Annotated in this window: 21 protein-coding genes, 1 pseudogene and 1 riboswitch; of the genes and pseudogenes, 5 read left to right on the forward strand and 17 right to left on the reverse strand. The window is 61.0% G+C overall.

The features are described 5' to 3' along the window. Positions 1 to 55: 55 nt before the first annotated feature. Together CSV91_RS10040 and CSV91_RS05100 are read left to right on the forward strand one after the other, a co-directional pair. Positions 56 to 1045: a hypothetical protein gene (locus tag CSV91_RS10040; protein WP_157757997.1), complete on the forward strand. Its 990-nt coding sequence runs from the start codon at positions 56 to 58 to the stop codon at positions 1043 to 1045. A 266-nt stretch (positions 1046 to 1311) separates the two neighbouring features. Beyond that, positions 1312 to 1402, forward strand: a riboswitch (SAM riboswitch). An 8-nt stretch (positions 1403 to 1410) separates the two neighbouring features. Then, on the forward strand, positions 1411 to 1833 hold the full coding sequence (locus tag CSV91_RS05100; RefSeq protein ID WP_099432050.1) for a hypothetical protein: 423 nt from the start codon (positions 1411 to 1413) through the stop codon (positions 1831 to 1833). Here CSV91_RS05100 and CSV91_RS05105 read toward each other — a convergent pair. The 7 genes from CSV91_RS05105 to CSV91_RS05135 form a co-directional block, all read right to left on the reverse strand. Further along, positions 1830 to 2159, reverse strand: a complete 330-nt coding sequence (locus tag CSV91_RS05105) for a DUF4143 domain-containing protein (RefSeq protein WP_232049563.1) — start codon at positions 2157 to 2159, stop codon at positions 1830 to 1832. The genes CSV91_RS05100 and CSV91_RS05105 overlap by 4 nt on opposite strands. 308 nt (positions 2160 to 2467) lie before the next feature. Next, a complete protein-coding gene (locus CSV91_RS05110) occupies positions 2468 to 3859 on the reverse strand; it encodes an AAA family ATPase (RefSeq protein ID WP_099432051.1) in 1392 nt (463 codons plus the stop codon). A gap of 343 nt (positions 3860 to 4202) precedes the next feature. Beyond that, a complete protein-coding gene (gene xdh, locus CSV91_RS05115; protein WP_099432052.1) occupies positions 4203 to 6980 on the reverse strand; it encodes a selenium-dependent xanthine dehydrogenase in 2778 nt (925 codons plus the stop codon). A gap of 12 nt (positions 6981 to 6992) precedes the next feature. Further along, positions 6993 to 7472, reverse strand: a complete 480-nt coding sequence (locus CSV91_RS05120; RefSeq protein WP_099432053.1) for a 4Fe-4S binding protein — start codon at positions 7470 to 7472, stop codon at positions 6993 to 6995. An 11-nt stretch (positions 7473 to 7483) separates the two neighbouring features. Further along, the gene (gene ygfK / locus CSV91_RS05125) at positions 7484 to 10483 is read right to left on the reverse strand and encodes a putative selenate reductase subunit YgfK (protein ID WP_099432054.1); all 3000 of its coding nucleotides are present in this window, start codon (positions 10481 to 10483) and stop codon (positions 7484 to 7486) included. A 148-nt stretch (positions 10484 to 10631) separates the two neighbouring features. Further along, entirely contained in the window at positions 10632 to 11987 is a 1356-nt protein-coding gene (ssnA, locus tag CSV91_RS05130) for a putative aminohydrolase SsnA (protein WP_099432055.1), read from the reverse strand. 195 nt (positions 11988 to 12182) lie between these two features. After that, positions 12183 to 13577: a uracil-xanthine permease family protein gene (locus CSV91_RS05135; protein ID WP_089572468.1), complete on the reverse strand. Its 1395-nt coding sequence runs from the start codon at positions 13575 to 13577 to the stop codon at positions 12183 to 12185. Positions 13578 to 13929: 352 nt separating this feature from the next. Between CSV91_RS05135 and CSV91_RS05140 the strand changes: the two genes are divergently transcribed. Next, positions 13930 to 14586 carry a helix-turn-helix transcriptional regulator gene (locus CSV91_RS05140; protein ID WP_232049564.1) on the forward strand — a complete coding sequence of 219 codons (657 nt, stop codon included), beginning with the start codon at positions 13930 to 13932 and terminating at the stop codon, positions 14584 to 14586. A 124-nt stretch (positions 14587 to 14710) separates the two neighbouring features. On the opposite strand, the gene CSV91_RS05145 is transcribed toward CSV91_RS05140, so the two are convergent. Continuing rightward, positions 14711 to 15088 (reverse strand): RidA family protein, encoded by a 378-nt coding sequence (locus CSV91_RS05145; protein ID WP_035137477.1) that lies wholly within the window; start codon positions 15086 to 15088, stop codon positions 14711 to 14713. 300 nt (positions 15089 to 15388) lie between these two features. On the opposite strand from CSV91_RS05145, the gene CSV91_RS05150 reads away from it, so the two are divergent. Then, a complete protein-coding gene (locus CSV91_RS05150) occupies positions 15389 to 17884 on the forward strand; it encodes a U32 family peptidase (RefSeq protein WP_099432056.1) in 2496 nt (831 codons plus the stop codon). Between the two features lie 15 nt (positions 17885 to 17899). Continuing rightward, positions 17900 to 18559, forward strand: coding sequence for an RluA family pseudouridine synthase (locus tag CSV91_RS05155; RefSeq protein WP_232049565.1), 660 nt, complete (start codon positions 17900 to 17902; stop codon positions 18557 to 18559). 116 nt (positions 18560 to 18675) lie between these two features. Here the strand turns inward: CSV91_RS05155 and CSV91_RS05160 are convergent, their stop codons facing one another. The 9 genes and pseudogenes from CSV91_RS05160 to rplV all read right to left on the reverse strand — a co-directional run bounded on the left by CSV91_RS05160 (position 18676) and on the right by rplV (position 23955). After that, positions 18676 to 19422: a DeoR/GlpR family DNA-binding transcription regulator gene (locus CSV91_RS05160; RefSeq protein ID WP_099432057.1), complete on the reverse strand. Its 747-nt coding sequence runs from the start codon at positions 19420 to 19422 to the stop codon at positions 18676 to 18678. A 3-nt stretch (positions 19423 to 19425) separates the two neighbouring features. Next, the gene (locus tag CSV91_RS05165) at positions 19426 to 20505 is read right to left on the reverse strand and encodes a Gfo/Idh/MocA family protein (protein ID WP_099432058.1); all 1080 of its coding nucleotides are present in this window, start codon (positions 20503 to 20505) and stop codon (positions 19426 to 19428) included. Positions 20506 to 21065: 560 nt separating this feature from the next. After that, positions 21066 to 21371 (reverse strand): 50S ribosomal protein L24, encoded by a 306-nt coding sequence (gene rplX, locus CSV91_RS05170; RefSeq protein ID WP_099432059.1) that lies wholly within the window; start codon positions 21369 to 21371, stop codon positions 21066 to 21068. Between the two features lie 13 nt (positions 21372 to 21384). Next, a complete protein-coding gene (rplN, locus tag CSV91_RS05175; RefSeq protein ID WP_006235041.1) occupies positions 21385 to 21753 on the reverse strand; it encodes a 50S ribosomal protein L14 in 369 nt (122 codons plus the stop codon). A gap of 118 nt (positions 21754 to 21871) precedes the next feature. Beyond that, on the reverse strand, positions 21872 to 22132 hold the full coding sequence (rpsQ, locus tag CSV91_RS05180; protein ID WP_006235040.1) for a 30S ribosomal protein S17: 261 nt from the start codon (positions 22130 to 22132) through the stop codon (positions 21872 to 21874). Positions 22133 to 22148: 16 nt separating this feature from the next. After that, positions 22149 to 22364, reverse strand: a complete 216-nt coding sequence (rpmC, locus tag CSV91_RS05185) for a 50S ribosomal protein L29 (protein WP_006235039.1) — start codon at positions 22362 to 22364, stop codon at positions 22149 to 22151. An 86-nt stretch (positions 22365 to 22450) separates the two neighbouring features. Further along, positions 22451 to 22867: pseudogene (rplP, locus tag CSV91_RS05190) on the reverse strand (50S ribosomal protein L16); the annotation flags it as partial. Next, a complete protein-coding gene (gene rpsC / locus CSV91_RS05195) occupies positions 22867 to 23577 on the reverse strand; it encodes a 30S ribosomal protein S3 (RefSeq protein WP_006235037.1) in 711 nt (236 codons plus the stop codon). The gene rpsC and the pseudogene rplP, both read right to left, overlap by 1 nt. Positions 23578 to 23583: 6 nt before the next feature. Further along, on the reverse strand, positions 23584 to 23955 hold the full coding sequence (gene rplV / locus CSV91_RS05200) for a 50S ribosomal protein L22 (protein ID WP_006235036.1): 372 nt from the start codon (positions 23953 to 23955) through the stop codon (positions 23584 to 23586). Positions 23956 to 23965 lie beyond the last annotated feature (10 nt).

Consider the following 23965-nt stretch of genomic DNA (forward strand, 5'->3'; position numbering starts at 1 on the left):
GCTTGGAAAGTTCCATATAATCGATGTCATTAGTATTTCGAAAGGATGGAACAGAATGGCGTTGAGCAAGGCATCATGCACCGGTCGCGGATTGATTCCGGCAATTGGTGGACATGTGCACCGCATGTTCGATGAGGGTGAAGACGACCTGTTTTCGCTGAGCCTTGACGACGTGATGGATGATCGCCCGTGGACCGCCGACGAACTCATGGGCGGCGGCGGGGCTCGCCCGTCAAGCCCCAATCCCGCACTTGCGCCTAAGTCCGCACCTGCGCCGACTCCTGCGCAGTCACCTGTTTCGACGCCTGCGCCTACGCCCGCACCCACTTCGGCGCCCGCGCCCACTCCCCGCCCCGCAAGCGACCCGTCCGAGACGGCGGCATTTCTCGCTGCGGCGACGCGGAGCAAATCGGCCGACAGCACCGTTATGTACAACGCCCAGCAGTTGCCCGTTCCTGCGGCACGCAAGCCTCCGGTCACAAGGCTCGATGAGCCCGTTGCCCATCAGGTTGTCCACGATTCCTGGGCTGCAGCCGATCTGGATGAGACCTCTACCGGCATGCCGGCGCTCGATGTTCCAGTTAACCCGCTTTTTGCCGCCAACACGAGCGCCGCGGGCTATGAGGGCGGTGCGGCATATTCCGATTATTCCGATGGCTATGCTGGCACCGGTCGCATCGAGACCGAGGATTATGGCACCGCATCGAGCGATTATCTCAACGATCCGTACGCCGCCACGCCTGCACCGGAATATGACCCGGAGGCCGCGTCCGCGCCGGTGTATACCAAAAGCACAGGCGAAGAACGCTTCGCCGATTATTACGCCGAGGAAAAGGCACTGCGTTTCTCGGAATTTCCGCAGGCAGTCAAGGTTGCCTTTATCGCCATTATCATTGCCCTGCTCGGCGTCATTGCGTTTGAGGGATTCCAGCTGTTCCGCGGCCCCACCCAAGCGGAGTCGGAGACCCAGCAAAAAGAGGACGATAACCAGTACCTGGACATCAACACCCTCAAGGGCGACCCCAACGACGGAGACGACGAGTAGCGAGGGCTGAAGGCGGCCGCAGGATCCCGCATCCAGCACCGACTTCTAAGTGCCGTTTTGTCATCCAGCTACACTTTTCCGGATAATTTGCCTATCGAATTTGACACTTTTCCGAAGTTTTAAAGTGCCCATTTCGACACTTTTCCGGATGAAAGCCGAATAATCACTTGGGAAACTAACGCCGTTCACGCGTCATTTCGCAGGCGGCGTTTGATTTCCGTCCGTACACGCTGATAGACTTCCTCTTGCCCGCAAGGAGTGGGCGCGTTTTATCCAGAGTCGGGGTAGAGAGTTGGCTCCACGATCCCGACGCCAACCGGCCAAGAGGCACGGTGGCCCTGCCAACATCGATGAAAGGAGTCCGTATGGACAATTTCTCCGTGCGCAGCGAGCGCAACTTCCACAACCTGACAGCCAAGCCAAAACGAATGCATCTTCTGGACAAGCCGAACGGCTACGCCTCGGCCATGGTCAAGAGCAGGCTCTCCCACCAGATGCGCTTTACGGTGCAGAAACTCGAGGAAGTGCTTTGCGCTACCGGCAATCCGCACGTACTGCAGATTCAGCTGCTCGGAGACGACTCGCGCGAGCCGTCTAGCTGGAAGCTCTTTGCCGACGGCGCGTGTGTCGCAAGCGGGTCCGGAGCCTTTGCCCGTGAGTACTTCTGTGAGGGAGCCGAGGTGTTCCTGGACCTGTGCCGCGATGCCGTCGAGGCTGTCGAGCTGCGCCAGTGGAGTCAAAGGGAGTACGAGCTGCTGAGTGCCGTGCGCGGGATTGCAATGATTTAGAAACAGAGCGGTGGCGTTATCGAACTGTCGACGCCGCCGCCTCCCCAATGCCCGTCGTGCTCAACGATCAGATCGACCTCAAGGCCCTTCTCATCTCGGAAATAATGAACACTGTTGTCGACACCGCCGTAGGTGGAAAGGAACACGCGCACGTCGCGCAGGATGAGATTCTCAAAGAGCATCCCCAGCGTTTGCATATCGCCAAGCAGCCGCTCAGGGGTAGCCCCCAGCAACGCCGCCGCAAGTGACGGGTCACAGAAGTAGCGCTTGGGGCGCACGCGAACGCGGGCCTTCGAGCGCACATACTGGCCTGCTCTCTCGCGCAAGCTCGTCCGAAAACCCAAGGTTTGCAGGTCACCGCTCCTGCAGCACCAGCGGGCGACGTCATCCTGCGAAATTACGCCATTCTCAATGCAGTTTTTACGCCGTTTTCATTGTAGGTTTTACGCTCGGCATCCTTGGCGCGGCGCTTGCTCAACCACCGGACCAGCGAATTGCCCGGATTCTGGGACGTGCTTTCCGCTCCAGGCCTCTACCGGAAAATGCGTCCCACTCTGAGGCCGAAATCTGGGATGCGCTTTCCGCCAAAGGGAAAGCGCGTCCCATTCCGAGCATCACATCAGAGCGCGCTTGGTTATCTCCGCTCGCACATCTCGGCAAACGAGATCAGCTTGACGTCTCCCCTGCTATCCGCGGCATCCCGACATCCCTGCGTAAAGCCGCTTTTTGAGAATAGTGCATAGCTTTTTCGTTGCCGTCTAAAGAGCTCGCTTCGGTGCACGAGCTTTTGCAGCACGTCTTCGCCCACCGGTTCATTGCGCCATTTGCACTCCGCAAACAGAGCAGTGCCCTCGCCATCGTCAACAATTAAGTCGATTTCTTCCTGCGTATGCGTGCGATTATCCGTCCCCCACCAGCGCCCGACGCTCGCCGGAACCACATCGAGCCGGCCTGCGCGCGCGAGTTCGTACACATATTGCCTGCATATAAGCTCAAAGACCGTACCCATGTAATCCGATACGTGCGACTCAATGCGTTTATACGCCATCTCGGCCATATCGTTTTGAATCAGCCCGATGTTCTGCGGAACAAACTTGTACCAGAACCTAAACATCTGGTCGCTCAGTAGATACACGGCCCGCTTATTGCTCGTCTCGTTTAGGGGCAGCTCGCGCTCGACAATCCCAAGCGACGCCAGCTTATCCACATAGCTCTTTACGTTGCTCGCAGGGATTCCCGTAGAGCTCGCAATCTCCGAGATCTTCGAGCGCCCCTGAGCAATTGCTTGCACGATCGCATCATATTGCTCGGGGTTGCGGCACTCTTGCATTAGCAGGTTACTCGGCTCCTCAAAGAGATAGCCCGTAGGAGTAAGAAAAAGACGTTTGATGTTGTCCTTGAGCGATACGGTAGGATCGACTTTCTCGATATATGCGGGAATGCCGCCCGTCATGCCATAGCAAACCGCAGCGTCTTCGCGACTCATGCTCTGCCACAGGCCGAGGGTCGTCGTAAAATCGAGCGGCATGATCTTAAACTGGGCCGTACGCCTACCGTATAGTGGGCTCTCGTAGCCCAACACCTGTTCCTCCATAAACGAAAGAGACGAGCCGCATAGAATCAGCATGAGCCTGGTCTCTTTGTACAGGTGATCGATCTTGTCTTGCAGCAACGAGCTGATCTCGGGATTCGATTGGGCGAGATAGGGGTACTCGTCAATCACGACAATCAAACGTTCCGTGCGAGCCATGGTGGCCAATGCATCGAACGCCTCGTCAAAACTACGAAACGACACGCCTGCAGCACCAACCGAACCCGCAAGTATCGCCTGGCTAAAGCCGTGCAGATTTGCCTCTGCATTGGTACGACGAGCTTGAAAGTAAATAGCCTTCTTGCCTTGGATGAACTCTGTGATAAGACGCGTTTTACCCACACGACGGCGGCCGTAAATCACAGGCATCTCAAAGGAGCCCGTGCCATACAGTCGATTGAGCTCGGATATTTCCGCTGTTCTTCCGATAAACATAGGGCCATCCTTCCTTTACGTTATAGCTAGCTATATTATATCTTCCTATAATATAGCTAGCTATAACGTAATTCGATAAGCGGAGCACGAAAAGGGGCGGTACACCCCCGCACGTGGACCGTTCCGGAAAATGTATCCCGTTCTGGAACCAAAAACTGGGCCGTAGTTTCCGCCAAGCATGCCATCCGGAAAGCGCGTCCCATTCCGAGTGGCAATTCCGGGTCACAGTTTCCGCTCCAAACAAAAGGCCCCGGCTCGCGATGGAGCCGGGGCCAAAGGCGCAGCATATGCAGTTGATGTTGAGCGCGAACAGCTCGTCAGTAATGGCTGTCCGCGCCCTACCCTACCCGCGGTTGCGGACGCGGCTGTAGGGCGTATCCACCATGGGCAGATTTGGACGCAGCTTGCCGTCAAATGCGCGATAGGCGTTCTGTACGGCGGGCGCCGTGGGGATCGTTGAGATCTCGCCGATGCCCTTGCCGCCGTATGCCACGGACAGCAGCTCGTCCTTCTCCACGTAAATGGCGTGGATATCCGGAATCTCGGGCGCACGGAACAGTCCGAGCGTGCCGTACCTTGCCTGGGGCACGCAGTCCTTGAGCGGCCAATCCTCGGTAAGCGCATAGCCCATACCCATGAGCACGCCGCCTTCGATCTGACCCTGGATGGAGATGGGGTTGACCACCTTGCCGGAATCGTGCGCGGCATAGACCTCGCTCACGCGACCGTCATCGTCCAAAATGACCACATGCGTGGCAAAGCCGTAGCAGATGTGGCTCTTGGGGTTGGGAACGTCGGCGCCCAGTTTGTCGGTCGGCTCCAGGTACACGTAGCCAAACTCGCATCCCTCGAGCGCCTTGATGGCGGCCGTGGGATCCTGAGGATGCATGCCCTGGCCGGCGACGAGCTCCTGCGTGCGCAGCTGATAAGCGCGGCCGTCATCGTACTCGATCTTGACGCCGTCGCCATGCGCGCTCACGGGAGTATCAGGTGCAGGCTTGCCGGCCTCGATGTCAAGCATGGCATCGCGCAGCAGGAAGGCGGCACCGCGCACGGCCTCGCCGGTCACGACCGTCTGACGCGAGCCAGACGTAGTGCCGGAGTCGGGAGCGTTCTCGGTAGAGCACTCGCCGTTGGCGATGCAGCGAAGCGGCAGACCGCATGCCTCAGCAACGTCCTGCAAAAAGACGGTGTTGCAGCCCTGGCCGATGTCGGACGTGGCGGCATAGACCACGGCCACGCCGTTCTCGACGCGAATCTTGCAGCGACCGGCATCGGGCAGGCCCACGCCCACGCCGGCATTCTTCATGGCGCAGGCGATACCGGCGTGTCCGGGATGCGCATAGTAGGCATCCTTGACCTCGAGCAGCGTCTCCTTAAGCGCCGTGGAGCAGTCGGCAATCTGGCCGTTGGGCAAAACCTCGCCCGGCTCGATGGCGTTTCTGTAACGAATCTCCCACGGATCCAGGCCGACCTTCTCGGCCAGCAGGTCGATCAGGCTCTCGAGTGCAAACTCGGACTGGCAAACGCCAAAGCCACGGTACGCGCCGGCAGGCGGGTTGTTGGTGTAGTAGCCGAAGCCGCGGATGTCGGTGTTCTGGTACTTGTAGGGGCCGACGGCATGCGTGCAGGCGCGCTCGAGCACCGGGCCGCACAGCGACGCGTAGGCGCCGGTGTCAAAGTTGATCTCGCAGTCCAGACCGGTAAAGATGCCCTCGGCGTCACAGCCCAGCGTAAAGGTGCCGTCCATGGCATGACGCTTGGGATGGAAAGCGAGCGACTCGGCACGCGTGAGCTTGCACTTCACAGGACGCTGGAACTTATATGCGGCGAGCGCGGCCAGGTGCTGGACCGAAACGTCCTCCTTACCGCCAAAGCCGCCACCCACGAGCATGGTCTCGACGACCACACGCTCGGGTTCGCTATCCCAGCCAAACATGTGGGCACACTCTTTGCGCGTGTCGTAGGCACCCTGGTCGGTCGACTGCACCTTGACGCCGTTCTTGTACGGGAAGGCAACGGCACACTCGGGCTCCAAGAAGGCATGCTCGGTAAAGGGCGTGGTAAAGCGCTGCGTCACGGTAAACGCGCTCTCTGCCAGCGCCTTGGCGGCGTCGCCGCGCGTCACATGGCGGCTCTGACACACGTTGTCCTTGAGCTCCACCGTGTTGCCAAAGGCAAAGAAGCTGTCGTGCAGGCGCGGGGCGTCGGCAGCCTTGGCCTCGACAATGCTACGCACGGGCTCCAGCGGCTCGTAATCGATCTTTACGAGCTTCTTGGCCTTCTCGAGCGTCGCCTCGTCCTCGGCAACCACCAGCACGATGGCGTCACCCACGCAGCGGGTGATATCGCCCTGGGCGATCATGACGTCCCAGTCCTGGATAAGGTGGCCGACCTGGTTGACCGGCACGTCCTCGGCGCGCAGGATACCCACCACGCCGGGCAGGGCCTCGGCCTTGGAGGTATCGATGGAGAGCACACGGGCGCGCGGATACTTGGAGCGCACGGCGCTGGCGTAGGTCAGACCCGGTTGATCGAGCTCGTCGATGTCATCGGGGTATTTGCCCTCGCCGAGCACCTTCTTGCGCACGTCAATACGGAAGGCGCGCTTGCCCACGCCGTAGTCATCGCCGCGCTCCAGGTCCTTGTCGATCTGCTTTTCGCCACGGAGCACCGCAGCGGCCAGCGAGATGCCCTCGATAATCTTTTTGTAGCCGGTGCAGCGGCAGACGTTACCGCGAATGGCGTACTTGATCTGCTCCTCGGTGGGCTCGGGGTCCTCGGCGATGAGCGCTGCACCCGCCATGACCATGCCGGGAATGCAAAAACCGCACTGTACGGCGCCCACGGCGCCAAAGGCGTACACAAAGGCTTCGCGCACGTCTTGGGGCAGGCCCTCGACGGTCACGATGTTGCGACCGGCGGCAAGAGCGGTGGTCAGTACGCACGCCTTGACGGCCGCACCGTCCACATGGATGGTGCAGGTGCCGCAGGCGCCCTCGGAGCAGCCGTCCTTGGCGGAGTGGATGTGCAGGTCGTCGCGCAGATAGCGCAGCAACGGTTTGTTTTGGGTCGTCGTGCGCTCGACACCGTTAACGGTAAAAGTGAATTCCTGTGCCATGGTGATTCCCCTCTACACGCCGGCGGCGATGCCGGTACGGTCGTGGATGGCGCCATGCGGGCAGACGACGGCGCACATGCCGCACGACAGGCAGTCCACGCCATCGATATGAGCACAGTTGTCCTCGATGCGGATAGCGCCGGCGGGGCACTTTTTGGCGCACATGCCGCAACCGATGCAGCTCGTGTCGCAGATCCTGCGGGCGATGGCGCCCTTATCGGTGTTGTTGCAGCGCACCAGGATATTCTGGTAGCCGGGCACGAAGGCAATCACGCGCTGCGGGCACGCCATGCCGCACAGGCCACAGCCCGTGCACTTGGAGCGATCCACGCGGGCGATGCCATCGACCAGCGCAATAGCGCCGTGGGGGCAGGCCGTGACGCAGGCGCCACAGCCAATGCAGCCTTCGCTGCAGCGGGCGTCGCCGCCTGCGGAGGCGCAACCACTTCCGCAGGCAACGTAGGCCACGTTATGTTGAATGGATTTGGCCATAAAAGACTCGCCTATTTCTTAAGAAGGTACGGATAGTTGTCGCGCACGGCCCTGATGGTCAGGCGGACGGCCTCGGGAAGACCGGTGTTGACGGCATCGACCGAGACGGTGCGGACCGTGCCGGCGACGCGGACCTTAAAGTGGTCCTCGTCCACAGCCAGGAAGCCCTCGTTCTCGGAGTTCTCCATGTCCTGCTCGCTCCAGAACAGGGTGAGCTTGTCCTTGTAGGGACGACCCTCCTGGTAGGGGCAGAACACGGCGCAGTTACCGCACTCGTTGCACATGCCGTCGATGTGGACGACCTGATGCTTGGCCAGGCCCGGCACCTTAATTGCCACGTTGGCGCGGTTGGGGCACACGTCGCAGCAGACCTCGCACACCGAGCCGCAGCCCAGACAGCGGGTCTTGGTGCAGTTGCGCTTGTCGCGGCACAGCGACCCCTTGCGCTCGTAGCAGGTGTCCTCGCGACCGGCCTGAGCATTCTGGTCAGCGTACTTGTTAAAGTCCACACCGGCGATGGCACGGGCGACCTCGGCGGCGTCGGCGATAGCCTCGACAACGGTGGCAGGACCGCGGCGGCAGTCGCCCGCAGCCCAGACGCCCTCGACGCCGGTGGAGGTGGCGGCAAGGCGGCCGCGACGGTCGTGCTCGACGCCCGCGGCATCGTACAGGCTGGCATCGATGCCCTCGCCCACGGCGCAGATCACCGTGGTGGCGGAAAGCTCGACGGTCTCGCCCGTGGCGACGGGGCTGCGACGACCGCTTGCATCCGGCTCGCCAAGCTCCATAACGTCGCAGGTCAGCACGGCGCCGTTAAGCGCCTTGGGGGCCAGCAGCTCGCAGAACTCAACACCGTCGGCAAGAGCAAGATCAAGCTCTTCCTCGTCAGCGGGCATCTGCTTCTTGGTGCGGCGATACACCAGGCGCACGTTCTTCACGCCAGCCAGACGCTTGGCCACGCGGGCAGCGTCCATGGCGGTGTTGCCGGCGCCAATGACCACGACGTCCTCGCCCAGCTCGAGCTTCTCGCCCTTCTTGGCAGCCTCGAGGAACTCCAGCACGTCGAGCTCGGCACCCTCGCCCAAGCCCGCAGAGCCGGGCATCCAGGCACCGGTGGCCACGACCACGTCGGTAAAGCCCTGGGCCTTGAGCTCGTCGATGGACTCCACGCGGGCGTTGAGCTGCACCTTGGCACCAAAGGCCAGGCAGAGCTCTGCATCGTGGGAGATATCGTCGCTCGCGATGCGGAACTCGGGAATCACGTGACGGACCACGCCACCGAGCGAATCGCGGGCCTCGAAGATGGTGACGGGCACGCCGGCACGCGTCAGGAAGAACGCAGTCGCCAGGCCGGCCGGGCCGCCGCCGATAACGGCAACGTTGCGCTCGCCGTCGTTGGCAATAGCCTGGGCGCGCAGCTTGGGCAGCACGGCTGCCATGGCCTCGTGGGCGGCCTTGAGCTTGCTGGCGCGAATCTGGGCGCCCTCGGGCTCGTAAAATGCACGCTCGCAGGCACGGCCGCAGGGATGCGGGCAGATGGTGCCGGTAATGAACGGCAGGGCGTTGCGCTCGATGATAATGTTGAGCGCGTCCTCGTAGCGGCCCTCGTCAACAGCCGCCAGATAGGCAGGGATATCCTGCTGGATGGGGCAGCTCGTGCGGCACGGCGTGGTAAAGCAGTCGGAAAGCGGGCTCTTGCCGGCGACCTTGCGGTCGGGCAGCGGGCGCAGCGGCTTCTTGTAGAGCGGGTTGGTGAGCGAGTCGGTCTGGATCGCGGTCACGGCCTCGAGAGAGACGCCCGCGAACGGCTTGCCGTCCAGATCGCTAAACTCGCCGGCCATCTGGCTAAAGCGCTCGTAGCCACCGGGCTTGAGCACGTCAGTCGCCAGGGTGACGGGCCAAATGCCGGCATCGTACAGGGCGCGGATGTTGTAGACCGTGGCACCGCCGGAGTAGCTGATGCGCAGCTTGCCATCGAACTGCTCGGTAATGCGGCGGGCGGCCTCGATGGTCAGCGAGAACAGCGAACGGCCGGACATGTACATCTCGGTGGAGGGCAGCTCGTTCCTCGTCACGTCGACGGGGAACGTGTTGGTCAGCTTGACGCCAAACTCCAGGCCGTGCTCGGCGCACAGGGCAATCAGACGCTCGAACATGGGCACGGTGTCGACCCACTGCAAGTCCTCGCGGAAGTGCGTGTCATCAAAGACAATATAGTCAAAGCCCAGCTCGTTCAGACGCTGGCGGGCAAACTCATAGCCCAGCAGCGTGGGGTTGCACTTGATGTAGGTGTTGAGGCCCTTCTCGGTGATGAGGTAGGTCGCGATGCGCTCGATCTCCGCCGGCGGGCAGCCATGCAGCGTGGACTCGGTGATGGAGTTGGAGACGCGCGCCGGGATGGACTCGACAAACGCGGCGTCGACATGCTCAAACTTGTCCAGATTAGCGAGCGCCCACGTGCGGCACTCGTTCCAAACCTCGGAGCCGCTGGCGTCCTTCATGCCCTCGATGTAGGCGTCGACCTTGGAGCTCTTGATACCCTCCAGGTCATAGCCCACGGACATGTTAAAGACAAAGCCGTCCGAGCTGCCCAGACCGTACTCGCGAGCGATCAGGTGGCAGGCAAACCATGCCTTCACGTACTCGGCAAAGGCCTGCGGAACCTCGAGCTCGGTCGACCATTCGCAGTTGTAGCACTCGTCCTGCGCCACGATGCAGGGCTTGTTCACACACTTGGAAAGCTCCTCGCCGTCCATAACCTGGACGGTCTTGAGCTCAAAGAAGCGGGAACCGGCCACATAGGATGCCACGATGTTCTGGGCAAGCTGCGTGTTGGGACCGGCGGCCGGACCAAAAGGAGTCTCGATGCGCTCGTCAAAAATGGGAAGCGCGCCCTCCTGGTTGGTCGTGACCATCTTACGCACGCCAAAGACGGCGTCCTGGGTCTTGTGCTCCTCGATGATCCAGTTCATCAGCTGCGAAAACGGGATCGGCCTCATGATGTCGCTCATAATGAGCTCCTCTCTGTAACGCCCGGCGAGACCGCGCGGCGGGCGCAAATACGGCGTAGCGCTAGCACAGCGCCGGCGACCCCGCGGAGGCCGCCTATGCGCGCGTCGGATGCGGCGAAACATCCGACGCGCGTGAATCTACTTGTAATTAGTAGACGCGATCGTTGAGCGTGCTCCAGAGCTTCTTGGACTCAGCCATGGTCCACGCGTTGATCTTTTCCTCATCAATCCCAACGAACTCGCGATCCTTGTACAGGACGCGGCCGTTGATGATGGTGGTGCGGCAGTTTTTGCCCATCATGCCAAAGAGCATGTGGCCGTCGATATTCTCCTCGCTCAGCGGCGTAAAGGGCTTGTAGTCCATGACGATGACGTCGGCGGCAGCGCCGGCCTCGAGCACGCCGAGCTTGCGATCAAAGTACTTGCTCGCCATCTTGGCGTTGTTCTCGAACAGCATGGTCATGGCCTCGCACCAGCCCACGTTGGGCATGGCGGCGTTGTGGCGCTGAATGATCAGGAAGACCTTAAGGCTCTCGAGCATATCGTGGGTGTAGGCGTCGGTGCCCATGCACACGGGGATGCCGCGGCGGAAGAACTCGAGCACGGGGGCGCAGCCCACGGCGTTGCCCATATTGGATTCGGGGTTGTTGACGAGCCAGGTACCGGACTCCTTGACGATATCCATCTCGGCGGGCGTCACGTGGATGCAGTGGCCGAGCATGGTGTCGGGACCCAGCAGATTGTGCTGCAGCAGGCGCTCGACGGGGCTGATGCCGCCGCGGTTGAGGCGGGAGTCCCACACGTCATTCATGCCCTCGCACACATGGATGTGGAAGCCGGTCAGGCCGTTGTTGGCCTCGGCCATCTTATCCATGGTCTCGTCCGACAGCGTAAAGGTGGCGTGACCGCCAAACATGGCGGCGATCATGTGGTTGTCGTTATCGCGACGCTCCTTGGCGGCCCACTGGGCAAATTCGGCGTTCTCGGCAATGGCCTGGTCGCATTTTTCCTGGCCGCGGCGATCGGAGACCTCGTAGCACAGACACGAACGCATGCCCAGCTCCTGAGCTGCGTCCTTAATGGTAAAGAGGCTGCCCGGGATCTCGCAGAAGCTCGCGTGGTGATCGAAGATCGTGGTGACGCCATCGCGGATGGAGTCAAGAATCGTGGCATAGGCGCTGGCCTTGGTGCCGTCGAGCGTCAGGTTGTCATCGATCTTCCACCACTGCTGCTCAAGATTCTCCAGGAAGTTGGTGGGGTTGCAGCCCTTAATGGCAAGGCCGCGAGCCAGACCCGAGTAGATGTGGGTGTGGCAATTGATGAGTCCGGGCATGATGAGGTTGCCCTGGGCGTCGACGTACTCGGCATCCGGGTACTTGGCCTTGAGCTCGCACTCGGGGCCCACTTCGACGATCGTATCTCCGTCAATGGCGACCGCACCGTTTGGAATGAACGGGGTCTGAGAATTGCGGGTAAAAACGGAACCGTTAGCGACCAGAAGCATGAATGCTCCCTTCAACATCAGGGGCGGGGTTTGACACCTCTGACATGGCGGAGTGCGAAGCGCCGGCCTACACCGGAAACGGGCCCTCTCCCGTCAACGCTTCACCAAAGGGACAAACCCTTTGAAGTGCGGCTTGGCGCCGCATGACGTCGGCGGACGAGGCGATGCGCCCGCCGACGAATAGCACCGAATTGGTTACTTCTTGCTCTCGGGCAAGACCAGATCCACGGCAGCGTCCTTGGCAGCATCGATGTGCTGAGCCACGACCGGCGTCTGCGGAAGGATCAGGTTAAGGACAATGGCCATGATGGCGGTGGGGGTCACGGCATTGGAGCCGATGACGGTGGACACCCAGGCGGGCATACCCTCGCCGGCAAGGCAACCGCTGGCCATCCAGATACCCAGACCAAAGACGACGGAGGTGCCGACGATGGTGGTAGTGCGCTGCGTGAGGCCCTCGCGGGTGAACATGCGCACGCCGTTCATGGTGATGGTGCCAAAGACGCCGACGGTCGCGCCGCCGATAACGGGCTGCGGGATAGCGGAAAGGACAGCAGAGAGCTGCGGGAACAGACCGGCGATGGCAAAGACGGCCGCGATGATCACAAAGACCCACTTGTTGACGACCTTGTTGGAGCAGATGATGCCCACATTCTGGCCAAGGGCGCTGGTGGGAAGACCGCCCAGCAGGCCGCCGACCATAGAGGTGAGGCCCTGGGACACGATAGCGCCGGAGAGCTCGCGCTCGGTGGGCATACGGTCGATGGAGCCCAGGCAGGCGGCGGAGACGTCACCGATAACCTGGATGGCGACCATGGGGAACACGACGGCGAGGGTAATGCAGACTTCGGGATCAAACTCGAGCGCGTAGGGCATGAGCTTGGGAAGGGCGAAGACCTGAGCGGTGGCGACGCTGGAGAAGTCGATCATGCCAAAGGGGATGGAGACGATCATACCGACGATCATGCCAAAGAACACGGATCCCAGCTTGAGCGTGCCCTTGCCAAAGTTGGCGAGCGCAAAGACCACGGCGAAGGTGATAAGAGCGACGCACCAGGCCTGCGGAGTGCCCCACAGCGGCGTACCCATACCGCCGGCCATATACTTGACGGCCGTGGGATACAGCGAAACGCCGATGGAGAAGATGACCGTACCGGTCACGACGGGCGGGAACAGCCACTTGATCTTGCTGTAGGCCAGACCAAAGAGGACCGCGACGGCGCCGCCGACGATCTCGCCGCCCAGCAGCGCACCAAAGCTAAAGCCCGAGGCACCCATGGCCTGCAGAGCCGGCAGGAACGCGAACGAAACGCCCATGACGATGGGCAGGCCGCCGCCGATGCGACGGAAGGGAGCGAAGGCCTGAAGGGCCGTATCGATCGCCGAAAGAATGAGCGCGACCTGGATGATGTCGGTACTCTGCTGGCTATTAAAGCCGTAGACGCCGGCCATGATGACAGCCGGGGTAATGATGCCGGCAAACGATGCCAGTACGTGCTGAAGGGCACACGGGATCATTTCCTTAACGGGAGGCATGCCTTCGCGAGTGAACAGGGCTTCAGTGCCGTTCTTAACCGTCTCCTGGGTCATTTGACCACCAATCCTCGAAATAGTTGTTTTCGCATCTAACGCTCTATTGTGACGCAGTGCGGGGTTGAGGTTGTGCCTTCGTTGGATATCGTATTAAAGATGGTTCTCATTCTCAATAATAATTTTTTGTTATCAGACTATTCTTCAGCTGAAATAACTCGTTTCCGCAGGTCAGGAATGTGTCTGGTCTAAATAACATCTTACTTTTCTTTTGGTCGACCGTTTACCGCCAAAATCATACCGTTCGTCTGCATTACGCAATGTACCTGCGGATATACGAGATGATAAGCAGCGTGTTACCATGAGAAAAAATTGTTATGAACATTTCCGATTTCACCCAAAGGAGTTGCCCGTGAACGAGACCGTACGCCGCTTTTTGCCGATGGTCGATTTTCTGGAGCAGATACTCGGTAAGAACAGCGAGATCGTGCTGCACGATTTCTCGGATCCCGACCACGCCATCGTCGATATTCGCAACGGCATAGTGAGTGGCCGCAAGGTCGGCGGTCCCGCCACCGATCTGGCACTCAAGATCATGCACGACCCCAAGTATCGCGACCTGCCGTTTATTACGGGCTACGAGGGCCGCGGCGCCGGAGGCAAGACGCTGGAGTCCGCGACGTTCTTTATCCGCGAGGATGACGAGATCGTCGGTATGCTCTGCGTCAACACCGACCTCTCGACCGTACGCTCCATCAACGCCATGGCGCAGCAACTCATGGCGTGCTTCGACGCGGCGCCGACGCGCACGGAGCCCGCCCCTATCGAGGTCGAAAGCCTTTCGGAGTCCACACAGGAGCTCATCGACCGCAGCATTGCCGAGTTGCTGAGCGCGCGCGGGCTGGATGTAGCGTCGCTTGGTCAGAGCGACCGCGTGGACGTCATTCGCCACCTCAACGGCAACGGGGTGTTCATGCTCAAGGGCGCCGTGGCCTGCGCTGCCACCGCGTTGGGCATCTCGGAGCCCAGCGTGTACCGCTACCTGCAAAAAGTCCGCAAGGAGGGCTAACCCACCGATCCCTTGGGGACGGAGGAAAACGGATCATTTTTGTCGCATCGCTTGACAAAAGACCCTGCAGCTCGCACGCGCTGCAGGGTCTTTTTGCATGTCATGTTTTGTTTTCGCCAACGCCTTAGAGAGCGGCGACGACTTCGATCTCGACCAGACCGCCGGCCGGAAGGGCGGCAACCTGGAAAGCGCTGCGCGCGGGGAACGGAGCCTCGAACTTGGAGGCATAAATCTCGTTCACGGCAGCGAAGTCGGCGATGTCGGCCAGGTAGACCGTGGTCTTGACGACATCGGCAAAGGTGGCGCCGGCAGCAGTCAGCAGGGCCTCGACGTTAGCAAGGGACTGCTTAGCCTGGGCCTCGACGCCCTCGGGCATCTTGCCGGTCGCGGGATCGATGCCCAGCTGGCCGGACAGGAACACCATGTTGCCGGTCTGGATACCGGGGGAATACGGGCCGATGGCTGCGGGTGCGTTATCGGAAGACACGACGGTCTTGCTCATGTTTTTCTCCTTACGATCAGTTGAGAGAGCGTGAGCGCGGCGTTCACACCGGGAGGCACAATTCGGTCTGAACACCGCGCTTGATTGGGATAGTACTCAAGGTTTCCGCGCGATGCAAGATTATTATCACGTTGCGAGAATATTTTATCGCCCAACGGTTTCCCCGGACCGCTGAACGGTTCTCGTGTGGAGCAGCCAGTCCAAGCTGCTGAAGACTTTATCCCGCTTAGAGCGCGGGCATCGCCTGCCGCGACGGCACCACTATACTTTTGATTATCTGAGCATTTTGAAAGGCAGGATATGACCGCAACCGCCAGTCGAACCACCAACCGCAGACCCGAGCTTTTAGCGCCCGCCGGAGGGCCCGAGCCCTTTGCCGCCGCACTCGCCGCCGGGGCAGACGCCATCTACTGCGGCATGGGCAGCTTCAACGCCCGCCGCAAGGCAACGAACTTTACCGACGAGGCCTTTGAGCAGGCCTGCCGTGCTGCACACCTGGCCGGCTCGCGCGTCTACGTCACGGTCAACATCGTCATCAAGGAATCCGAGATGAGCGATGCGCTGCAGCTCATCCATCGCTGCTCCACGTTGGGCGCCGACGCCTTCATCATCCAGGACTGGGGCCTGTTCTTTGAGGTCAAGCGCACCATGCCCGGCATCGAGACGCATATATCGACCCAGGCGAACATCCATGACGACCGTGGAACCATCTGGTGCCGCGAGCAGGGCGCCGACCGCGTGACTCTCTCGCGCGAGCTCTCCATCGACGAGATCGCCGTCATTCACAACGCCGCGCCCGATGTCGACCTCGAGGTCTTTAGCCACGGCGCCATCTGTTTTTGCTACTCGGGCCTGTGCCTGCTTTCGAGCTTTGCCATGGCGGGCCGCTCGGCCAACCGCGGCATGTGCGCTCAACCCTGTCGCCTGCCCTACGAGCTAATTGACGAGAACGGCCGCTCGCTCTCCCCTGCCGGTCGCGAGCGCGCGCTGTGCCCGCGCGACACCAACACGTCGCAGCTCGTTCACCGTCTGTATGACGCCGGCGCCGCATCGCTCAAGCTCGAGGGCCGCATGAAGGCCCCTGATTACGTGTACTCCATCGTCGACGTGTATCGTCATCAGATTGATGACATGCTGGCCGGAGCCACCGTTGCCAAGGACGAGGAAGCCGCCCGCCAACGCCAGCTCAAGCGCTGCTTCAACCGCGACTTTACGCACGCCTATCAGGACGGCACCTCGGGCGACGAGATGATGAGCTATGAGCGTTCCAACAACCGCGGCCAGATCGTGGGCACGGTGCTGGGCAGCCGTCCGGCCAACCGCGATGTGCGCGGCCTCAAGCCCGACGACCGCCGTCGCCGCGCCGCCATCGCCCGCATTGAGCTGTTTGAGCCCGTGGGCAAGGGCGACCTGCTGGAGCTTCGCCACGATAACGAGTTTGACCAGTTCCTGACCACCATTGCCGCCGATGATGCCGCAGCCGGTGAAGTCATCGAATGTCGCGTACCCCGCAGCATGCCCGAGGGCTGCCGCGTCCGCGTGATTCGCAGTCAGCGTGCCATCGACGCCGCCGGCGCCGCGCTCAAGCGCGATGTGCTGCGCCGCCGAGCTGTTGATGTGTCCGTCGTGGCGCGTCTGGGCGAGCCGTTTACCGTTACGCTCACCTGCTGCGACGGCCCTTCGCTTACGGCCACGGCCACGGGCTTTACCGTCGAGGCCGCCAAGACCCGCGCTGTCGAGGCGGCAGACCTGGTTGAGCATGTGGGCCGCATGGGCTCCTCGCCCTTTGAGGCCGCAAGCTTTGACGTTTCGCTCGACGCCGGCTGCGGCATGGGCTTCTCCGCCGTGCACAAGGTGCGCGCCGCCGCTTGCAAGGCGCTGGAAGAGGCCATTCTGGCGCCGTACGCGGAGCGCGCGAAAACGCTCGAGCTGCCGGCGATTGTCACCAGTGATTCCCGCCCCGCGCCCGAGCACTACCGCGACGAGCCGCAGATCTGCGCCACCGTCACCTCGCTCGAGGCCGCCAAGGCAGCGCGGGCGGAGGGTGCAACGCGCATCTATATGACCACCGACGCGCTCGAGGCTGTCGGACTCTCCCCCGCCGATACATTTGAGCAGGGTATCGTGCCCGTACTCGACGAGGTCTGCCGCGCCGTTGACCACGCACGCGTCGACCCGTGGGTTGTTGACGGCGCCACGGTCGCTATTGGCAACATCTCTGAGCTTGCCCTGGCCGCCCAGGTTGGCGCCACAGCCGAGATTCGCTCTTGCCTGCCCGTGCACAACACGCCCTGCATGGAGGCACTTGCCGAGCGCGGAGCCGGTGCGTTTTGGCTCTCGCCCGAGATCACGCTCGACGAGATCGTCTCGCTTGCCACCGCCGCGCCCGCAGCCCTGGGCATCACTGTGTTCGGCCGCCCGCGCGTTATGACGAGTGAGCACTGCATCCTGCAGGTGGCCAATGGCTGCATCCACGATTGCGCTAACTGCCGCCTGCGCGCCCGCAAGCTGTCACTCAAGAATATCGACGGCAAGGTCATGCCCGTACGCACCGACATCCATGGCCGCTCTCGCCTGTACGACGCCTACCCCATCGACCTCACGCCGCAGGTTCCTCAGCTGCTCGATGCCGGCGTGCGTCGTCTCATGGTAGACGGAACGCTGCTCGAGACAGATGAGGTGGGCCGTGCCGTCGCCCGCGTCCGTCGTGCCGTCGAAGCAGCACAGGCCGGCCGCAAGCCCGCCGCCCGCCTGCGCGGCGCCACCTCGGGCTGCATGTTTGTGGGAATTAGCTAACCGAAAGGCTTACACGTGAACGAAGAACCTCAAGTCCTTTACTGCGACGCCTGGCTCATGGCCATCGACAAGCCCGCCGGCATGATCGTCCACGGCGACGGCACCGGCGAGCGCACGCTCACCGACTACGCCAGCGACCTGCTGCTGGCGATGGGTGACGGCTTTGCCGCGACCGACATGCAGCCGCTCAACCGCCTGGACCGCAACACCACCGGCGTGGTGTTGTTTTCGCTCGACAAACAGACGCAGCCCGCCTTTGACCAAATGGTCATCGACCACGCCTTCGAAAAGCACTATCTGGCGCTGGCCGAGGGCAAGATCGACTGGAACGAGAAGCTCATCGACAAGCCCATCGCCCGCGACCGTCACGACAGCCGAAAGATGCGCGTCGGCGCCAGCGGCAAGCCGTCTCAAACTCGCGTGAAGGTGCTCAAACGTCTTAAGAGCCGTCGTGGCCTGCCCGCGCGCTCGTATATCGATGTCGAGTTGCTCACCGGCCGCAAGCACCAAATCCGTGTGCACCTGGCAAGCGAGCATCATCCCCTGGTTGGCGACGACCTGTACGGAACGCCGCGCCCCTGCGGCCTGATGCTCCACGCCCACAGCGTGTCCTTCACGCATCCCGTAACCGGCGAGCACATCCACATCGAAGCTCCCTGCCCCTGGGAGCCCTAAAGCCTGCCGAAAAGGGACAGGCTTATTTTGGCAAGTTTTATCTGAGCAAATGTCAAAACCACCACAAATGTTCCTGCCCCTTCGCGGTGGTTTTGGCCTTAGCCCGTCCCCTGCTGTTAGACCGTGATGACGTTGTCCATTGCCCGGTACTTGGCGGGGACCTCGCCTGCGGTAATAATCGTTGCGTCGCGGAAGTCCGCGAACTTGACGGGCGCCACCATGCCAAATTTACTGGCGTCCGAGATTACGAAGCGCTTGGCCGTATGGCGCATCGAGATACGCTTTACTTGCGCCTCCTCGATATCGGGCGCCGTGAAGCCCTGCTCGGCGGCAATGCCGTTAGAGCCCCAAAAGCCACAGTTGAAGTTGTAGCGGTCTAAGGTTGCCAAGGCATCGGGGCCAACGAGCGCCTCGGTCTCGGGTTTGAGCTCGCCACCCAACACCACGGTGCGCATGCCGCGCAAAGCAAGGTGCTGAGCGTGAAGCACGGAATCAGTCACATAGGTGACACCTTCAAGGTGTGGAAGATGCTCGATGAGCTTGAGCGTCGTCGAGCCCGAGTCGATGTATACAAAGCTCTCGGGCTCCACAAGCGCCGCCGCATGGGCGCAGATACGCTCTTTATCGTCGTTATGGAGGTCGCTGCGCTCATTAAGCGTTAGGTCGCGCGTCACGTGCGCGCGCTCAAGACTCGTCGCTCCACCGTGGACCTTGGCGATGCGACGCGCTCGGTCGAGCGCCTGCAGGTCGCGCCGAATGGTAGACGCCGTCACGCCCAGGGCCTCAGCAAGCTCCGGCACGGTAACCGAGCCGGTCTGCTGCACCATCGACACGATTGCGTTGAGCCTATCTTCCGCAAGCATCGCTTACTCCTCCTCGGGGTACACGACTCCCCAATCGGCGCGAAGCTTGGTCATAAGCTCCATAACATCAGAAGCATAATCCAGAAGCTCGCGCTTGGAGTCGTCGCCGGCAACGGCCTTCTCAAGATCGGCCATCTCATAACACAGGGCGTAAGCCTCGGTGCCTGCGTGGACCTCCTCGCGGTGGCCGTCCGCAGTCCAAACGATGGTCGCGTGATCGGCACGCGGATATTCGTTGACCTCGATGTAGCACTTGTCAAAGCTGATGACCGAGCGCTTGGGCTGCTTGGAGTGGAGCGTAAGGCTCACGACGCCCAGCTGCTGCTCGGCATTGCGGCAGACGATGCCGCCCGCAACATCGACGCCAGTCTCGCAGGTGTTGCCTAGAGACACGACCTCGGCGGGCTGGCTCGCCATAAACAGGCGCATAACGGACAGTGCATACACGCCAATATCGAGCATGGCACCACCGGCGAGGTTGCGATTGTAGAAACGGTTGGTCAGGTCGCCGTACTCCTTGTAGCTACCAAAGTTGAGCTGAGCGAGGTTCATGCGGCCGAACTCGCCGGCATCCATGCGGCGGCGCAGCTCTTGATACAAGGGCATGTGGAGCACCGTGGTAGCGTCCATAAGGACCACGTTGTGCTCGGCGGCAATGGCACGGGCCTCATCGAGTTCAGCGGAATTGAGGGTAATGGCCTTCTCGCAGAGCACGTGCTTGCCGGCTGCAAGGGCAGCGCGCAGATAGGTGATATGAGTGTTGTGCGGGGTAGTGATGTAGACGGCGTCGATGTCAGGATCGGCGTAGAGGTCCTCAACCGATTCATAGACCTTCTCGATGCCATACTGCTCGGCAAAAGCCTGAGCCTTGGACAGCGTACGGTTGGCGACGCCCGCAAGCTTGCGGCCGGCAAGAGCGAGAGACTGGGCCATCTGGTTGGCGATAACGCCGCACCCGATCACAGCCCAACGAAGCTCGGGAGCCGTAAAGATATCCTCGGGGAATGGCTTGTCCTGGACCGAAGCGAACGCTGCTTTTGCGGCTGCCGCGGAGTCGAGTGGAGCCTGCTTGGAATCTACCATATGTGCCTCCTGAATCATGGAGCGTCTTGCAATTCTGCCGTTTTCATATTCGCACAAATACGCGCGTGCATGCTCGTATTTGCGTATTTATTTGCTTTACAGTCATTATTTAGCCATAGTTTACACATGTTTGCGCGAGTACACGCAGTATCGCGCAATATTATGCGCATAAATGCGCATGCAACGATCCGTCTTAAACATAAGGGAGCGGGACACCAAAACCCTAAAAGACAGAGTAGGCCGTAATACTCCACCCCTCTGGGGGGGGCATCAGACATCAAGGGACTGTCCCAAACTGCCGACAAAAAAGGAATGTCCCAGGCTGCCGGCACCTGAGGACGTTCCCCATGTAACGCTTTCTATGCAAGACTGTCCCCAACGACTAGTTGTTTAAGAACGCCCCCAACGACTAGTACGACCACTCATTTAAGTCTGTCCCCAATGAGTGCAAAGGGCACTCATTTAAGTCTGTCCCCAATGAGTGCAATGAGTAGGGATAGAAAAAGGCCCGGGCGCCGTGGCATCCGGGCCTTTGCTAGCAACTTGATGTTGCGGGCAGCTTAGAACTTGTGGCCGCACTTCTTGCAGACGCGCAGCTTGTTCTTGCCGTCCTTCTCGTGACCGACGCGGGTAACCTTACCGCACTCGGGGCAGACGAGATTGACGTTGGAGGCGTCGATGGGAGCCTCCTGCGAAACGATGCCGCCCTGCTGGTTGGCAGCGTTGGGCTTGACGGCCTTCTTGACGACCGAAACGCCCTCGACAACGACCTTGTTCTCGGCGGGGAGAGCACGCAGGATAACGCCCTGCTTGCCGCGATCCTTACCAGAGAGAACCTGGACCTTATCGCCCTTCTTGATATACATATATCTCCCCTAACTACAGGGTCTCGGGAGCGAGCGAGACGATCTTCATGTACTTCTTGTCACGAAGCTCGCGAGCGACGGGCCCGAAGATACGGGTGCCGACGGGCGAACCATCGTTGTTGATGACAACGCAGGCGTTCTCATCAAAGCGAATGTAGGAGCCATCCTTGCGGCGGATCTCCTTAACGGTGCGAACGACGACGCAACGGACAACGTCCTTCTTCTTGACGTTGGCGCCAGGGGTAGCCTCCTGGACAGCACCGATGAACACATCGCCGATGCCTGCATAACGACGCTTGGAACCGCCAAGCACCTTGATGCAGCGAATCTTGCGAGCGCCGGAGTTGTCGGCGACGTTCAGCATGGTTTGCATCTGAATCATGGTAGATGTTCCTCCGAACTAAGAACCGAAGAGAGGTGCGCAGCCTTTATACGGCCCGTGGTATGCAAGCCAGGCATACGCACATCTTCGGAAACGTACAAGTCGTAAGAGCGACTGCTTATTTAGCGCGCTCGACGACCTCGATGAGGCGCCAACGCTTCATCTTGGACATAGGACGGGTCTCCATAACGCGGACGGTATCGCCCACGCCAGCCGTGCACTCCTCGTCGTGAGCGTGCAGCTTCTTGGAGCTGGTCATCATCTTGCCGTACTTGGGGTGACGCTTGCGCTCGGTGATGGTGACAACAATGGTCTTGGCACCGGAGACGGAGGTAACGACACCCGTACGGACCTTACGCGAGTTACGCGAATCAGTCATGTTCTCTCCTTAGGTCCTACTCGGCGACAGCGGACTTCTCCGCTGCGATCTCGCGGGCGCGCTGCTCCGTGAGGACGCGAGCGATGTCCTTCTTCACGGTGTTGACGCGAGCGGTGTTGTCCAGCTGGCTGGTGGCCATCTGGAAACGAAGGTTAAAGAGCTCGGCGCGCATTTCCTTCAGCTTCTCAACGAGCTGAGCGTCCGAGAGCTCACGAATCTCTGCGGGCTTCATTAGTTCTCCTCCTTGGCGGCGGCGGCGTCCTCAGCAGCCCACTTGGCCTCGAGAGCGGCCTCCTCAGCCATCTCCTTCTCGATGCGCTGCTCAGCGTTCTTAGCAGCAACAATCTTGGTCTTGATGGGGAGCTTGTGCTGCGCAAGACGCAGAGCCTCGCGAGCGACCTCCTCGGGAACACCCTTGACCTCGAACATGATGCGGCCGGGCTTGACGACGGCCACCCACTCCTCGGGGTTACCCTTACCAGAACCCATGCGAGTCTCGGCAGGCTTCTTGGTGATGGGCTTATCGGGGAAGATCGTGATGTAGACACGACCGCCACGCTTCATGTAGCGGGTCATGGCAATACGAGCGGCCTCGATCTGACGGTTGGTGATCCAATGGGCCTCGAGAGCCTGGATACCAAACTCGCCGAAATGCAGCTCGGTATTACCCTTGGCCTGGCCCTTCATGGAGCCACGCTGCACCTTGCGGTGAAGAATACGCTTAGGGGCAAGCACTACTGACCCCTCCTCTCGGAGTTACGACGACGAGGACGGGAAGAGCCCTCGAGTGCAGGGTTGGGAACAGGCTGGCCCGGGAGCTTCTCGCCCAGGTAGATCCAGACCTTCACGCCGCAAGCGCCCATGGTGGTGCTGGCGACAGCCGTGCCGTAGTCGATCTTGGCACGGAGGGTGTGCAGAGGCACGCGACCCTCGCGGTACCACTCACGACGGCCCATCTCGGCACCGCCGAGACGACCGGAGCACTGGATACGGATGCCCTTAGCGCCGGCCTTGCGGGCAGACTGGACAGCCTTGCGCATAGCGCGACGGAAGGCAACGCGGCCCTCGAGCTGCTCGGCGATAGACTGAGCAACGAGGTTGGCGTCGAGCTCGGGGCGCTTGATCTCGACAACGTCGACGGAGAGCTGGCCCTTGGAGACGCCAGCGACCTTCTCGAGCTCGGTGCGGAGGGTATCGATCTCGGCACCCTTCTTACCGATGACAACGCCGGGGCGAGCGGTGAGGATGATGACCTTCACCTTGTCGCCAGCGCGCTCGATCTCGACGCGGGAGACAGCTGCGCGGGAAAGACGCTTCTCGAGGTACTTGCGGATCTCGAGATCGTTACCGAGGGTCTTAGCGTAATCCTTCTCTGCGAACCAGCGGGAGCGCCAGTTCTCGGTGATGCCAAGACGGAAGCCGGTGGGGTAGACTTTCTGACCCATACAGCTTTACGCCTCCTTTCGAGGAGCAACGACGACGGTGATGTGGGAAGTACGCTTCAGAATGCGAGAAGCGGAACCCTTGGCGCGGGGACGGATGCGCTTAAGCGTCGGACCCTCGTCAACATAGGCAGCGGCGACAACCAGGTTGTCGGCACGCAGACCGTTGTTGTTCTCGGCGTTCGCAACGGCGGAACGGAGAACTTTCTCGACATCCACGGCGACGGCGCGGTCGCAGAAGTGGAGGATGTCGAAGGCCTGAGCGACAGGCTTGCGGCGGATCAAATCGACCACCAGGCGGGCCTTGCTGGGGGAAACACGCACGTACTTAGCGACGGCGCGAACCTCGGTGGCCTCAGTTTCAATAGACTTAGTTGCCATTTACGGTTAA

It is taken from the genome of Collinsella aerofaciens (assembly GCF_002736145.1).
GTDB lineage: Bacteria > Actinomycetota > Coriobacteriia > Coriobacteriales > Coriobacteriaceae > Collinsella > Collinsella aerofaciens_A.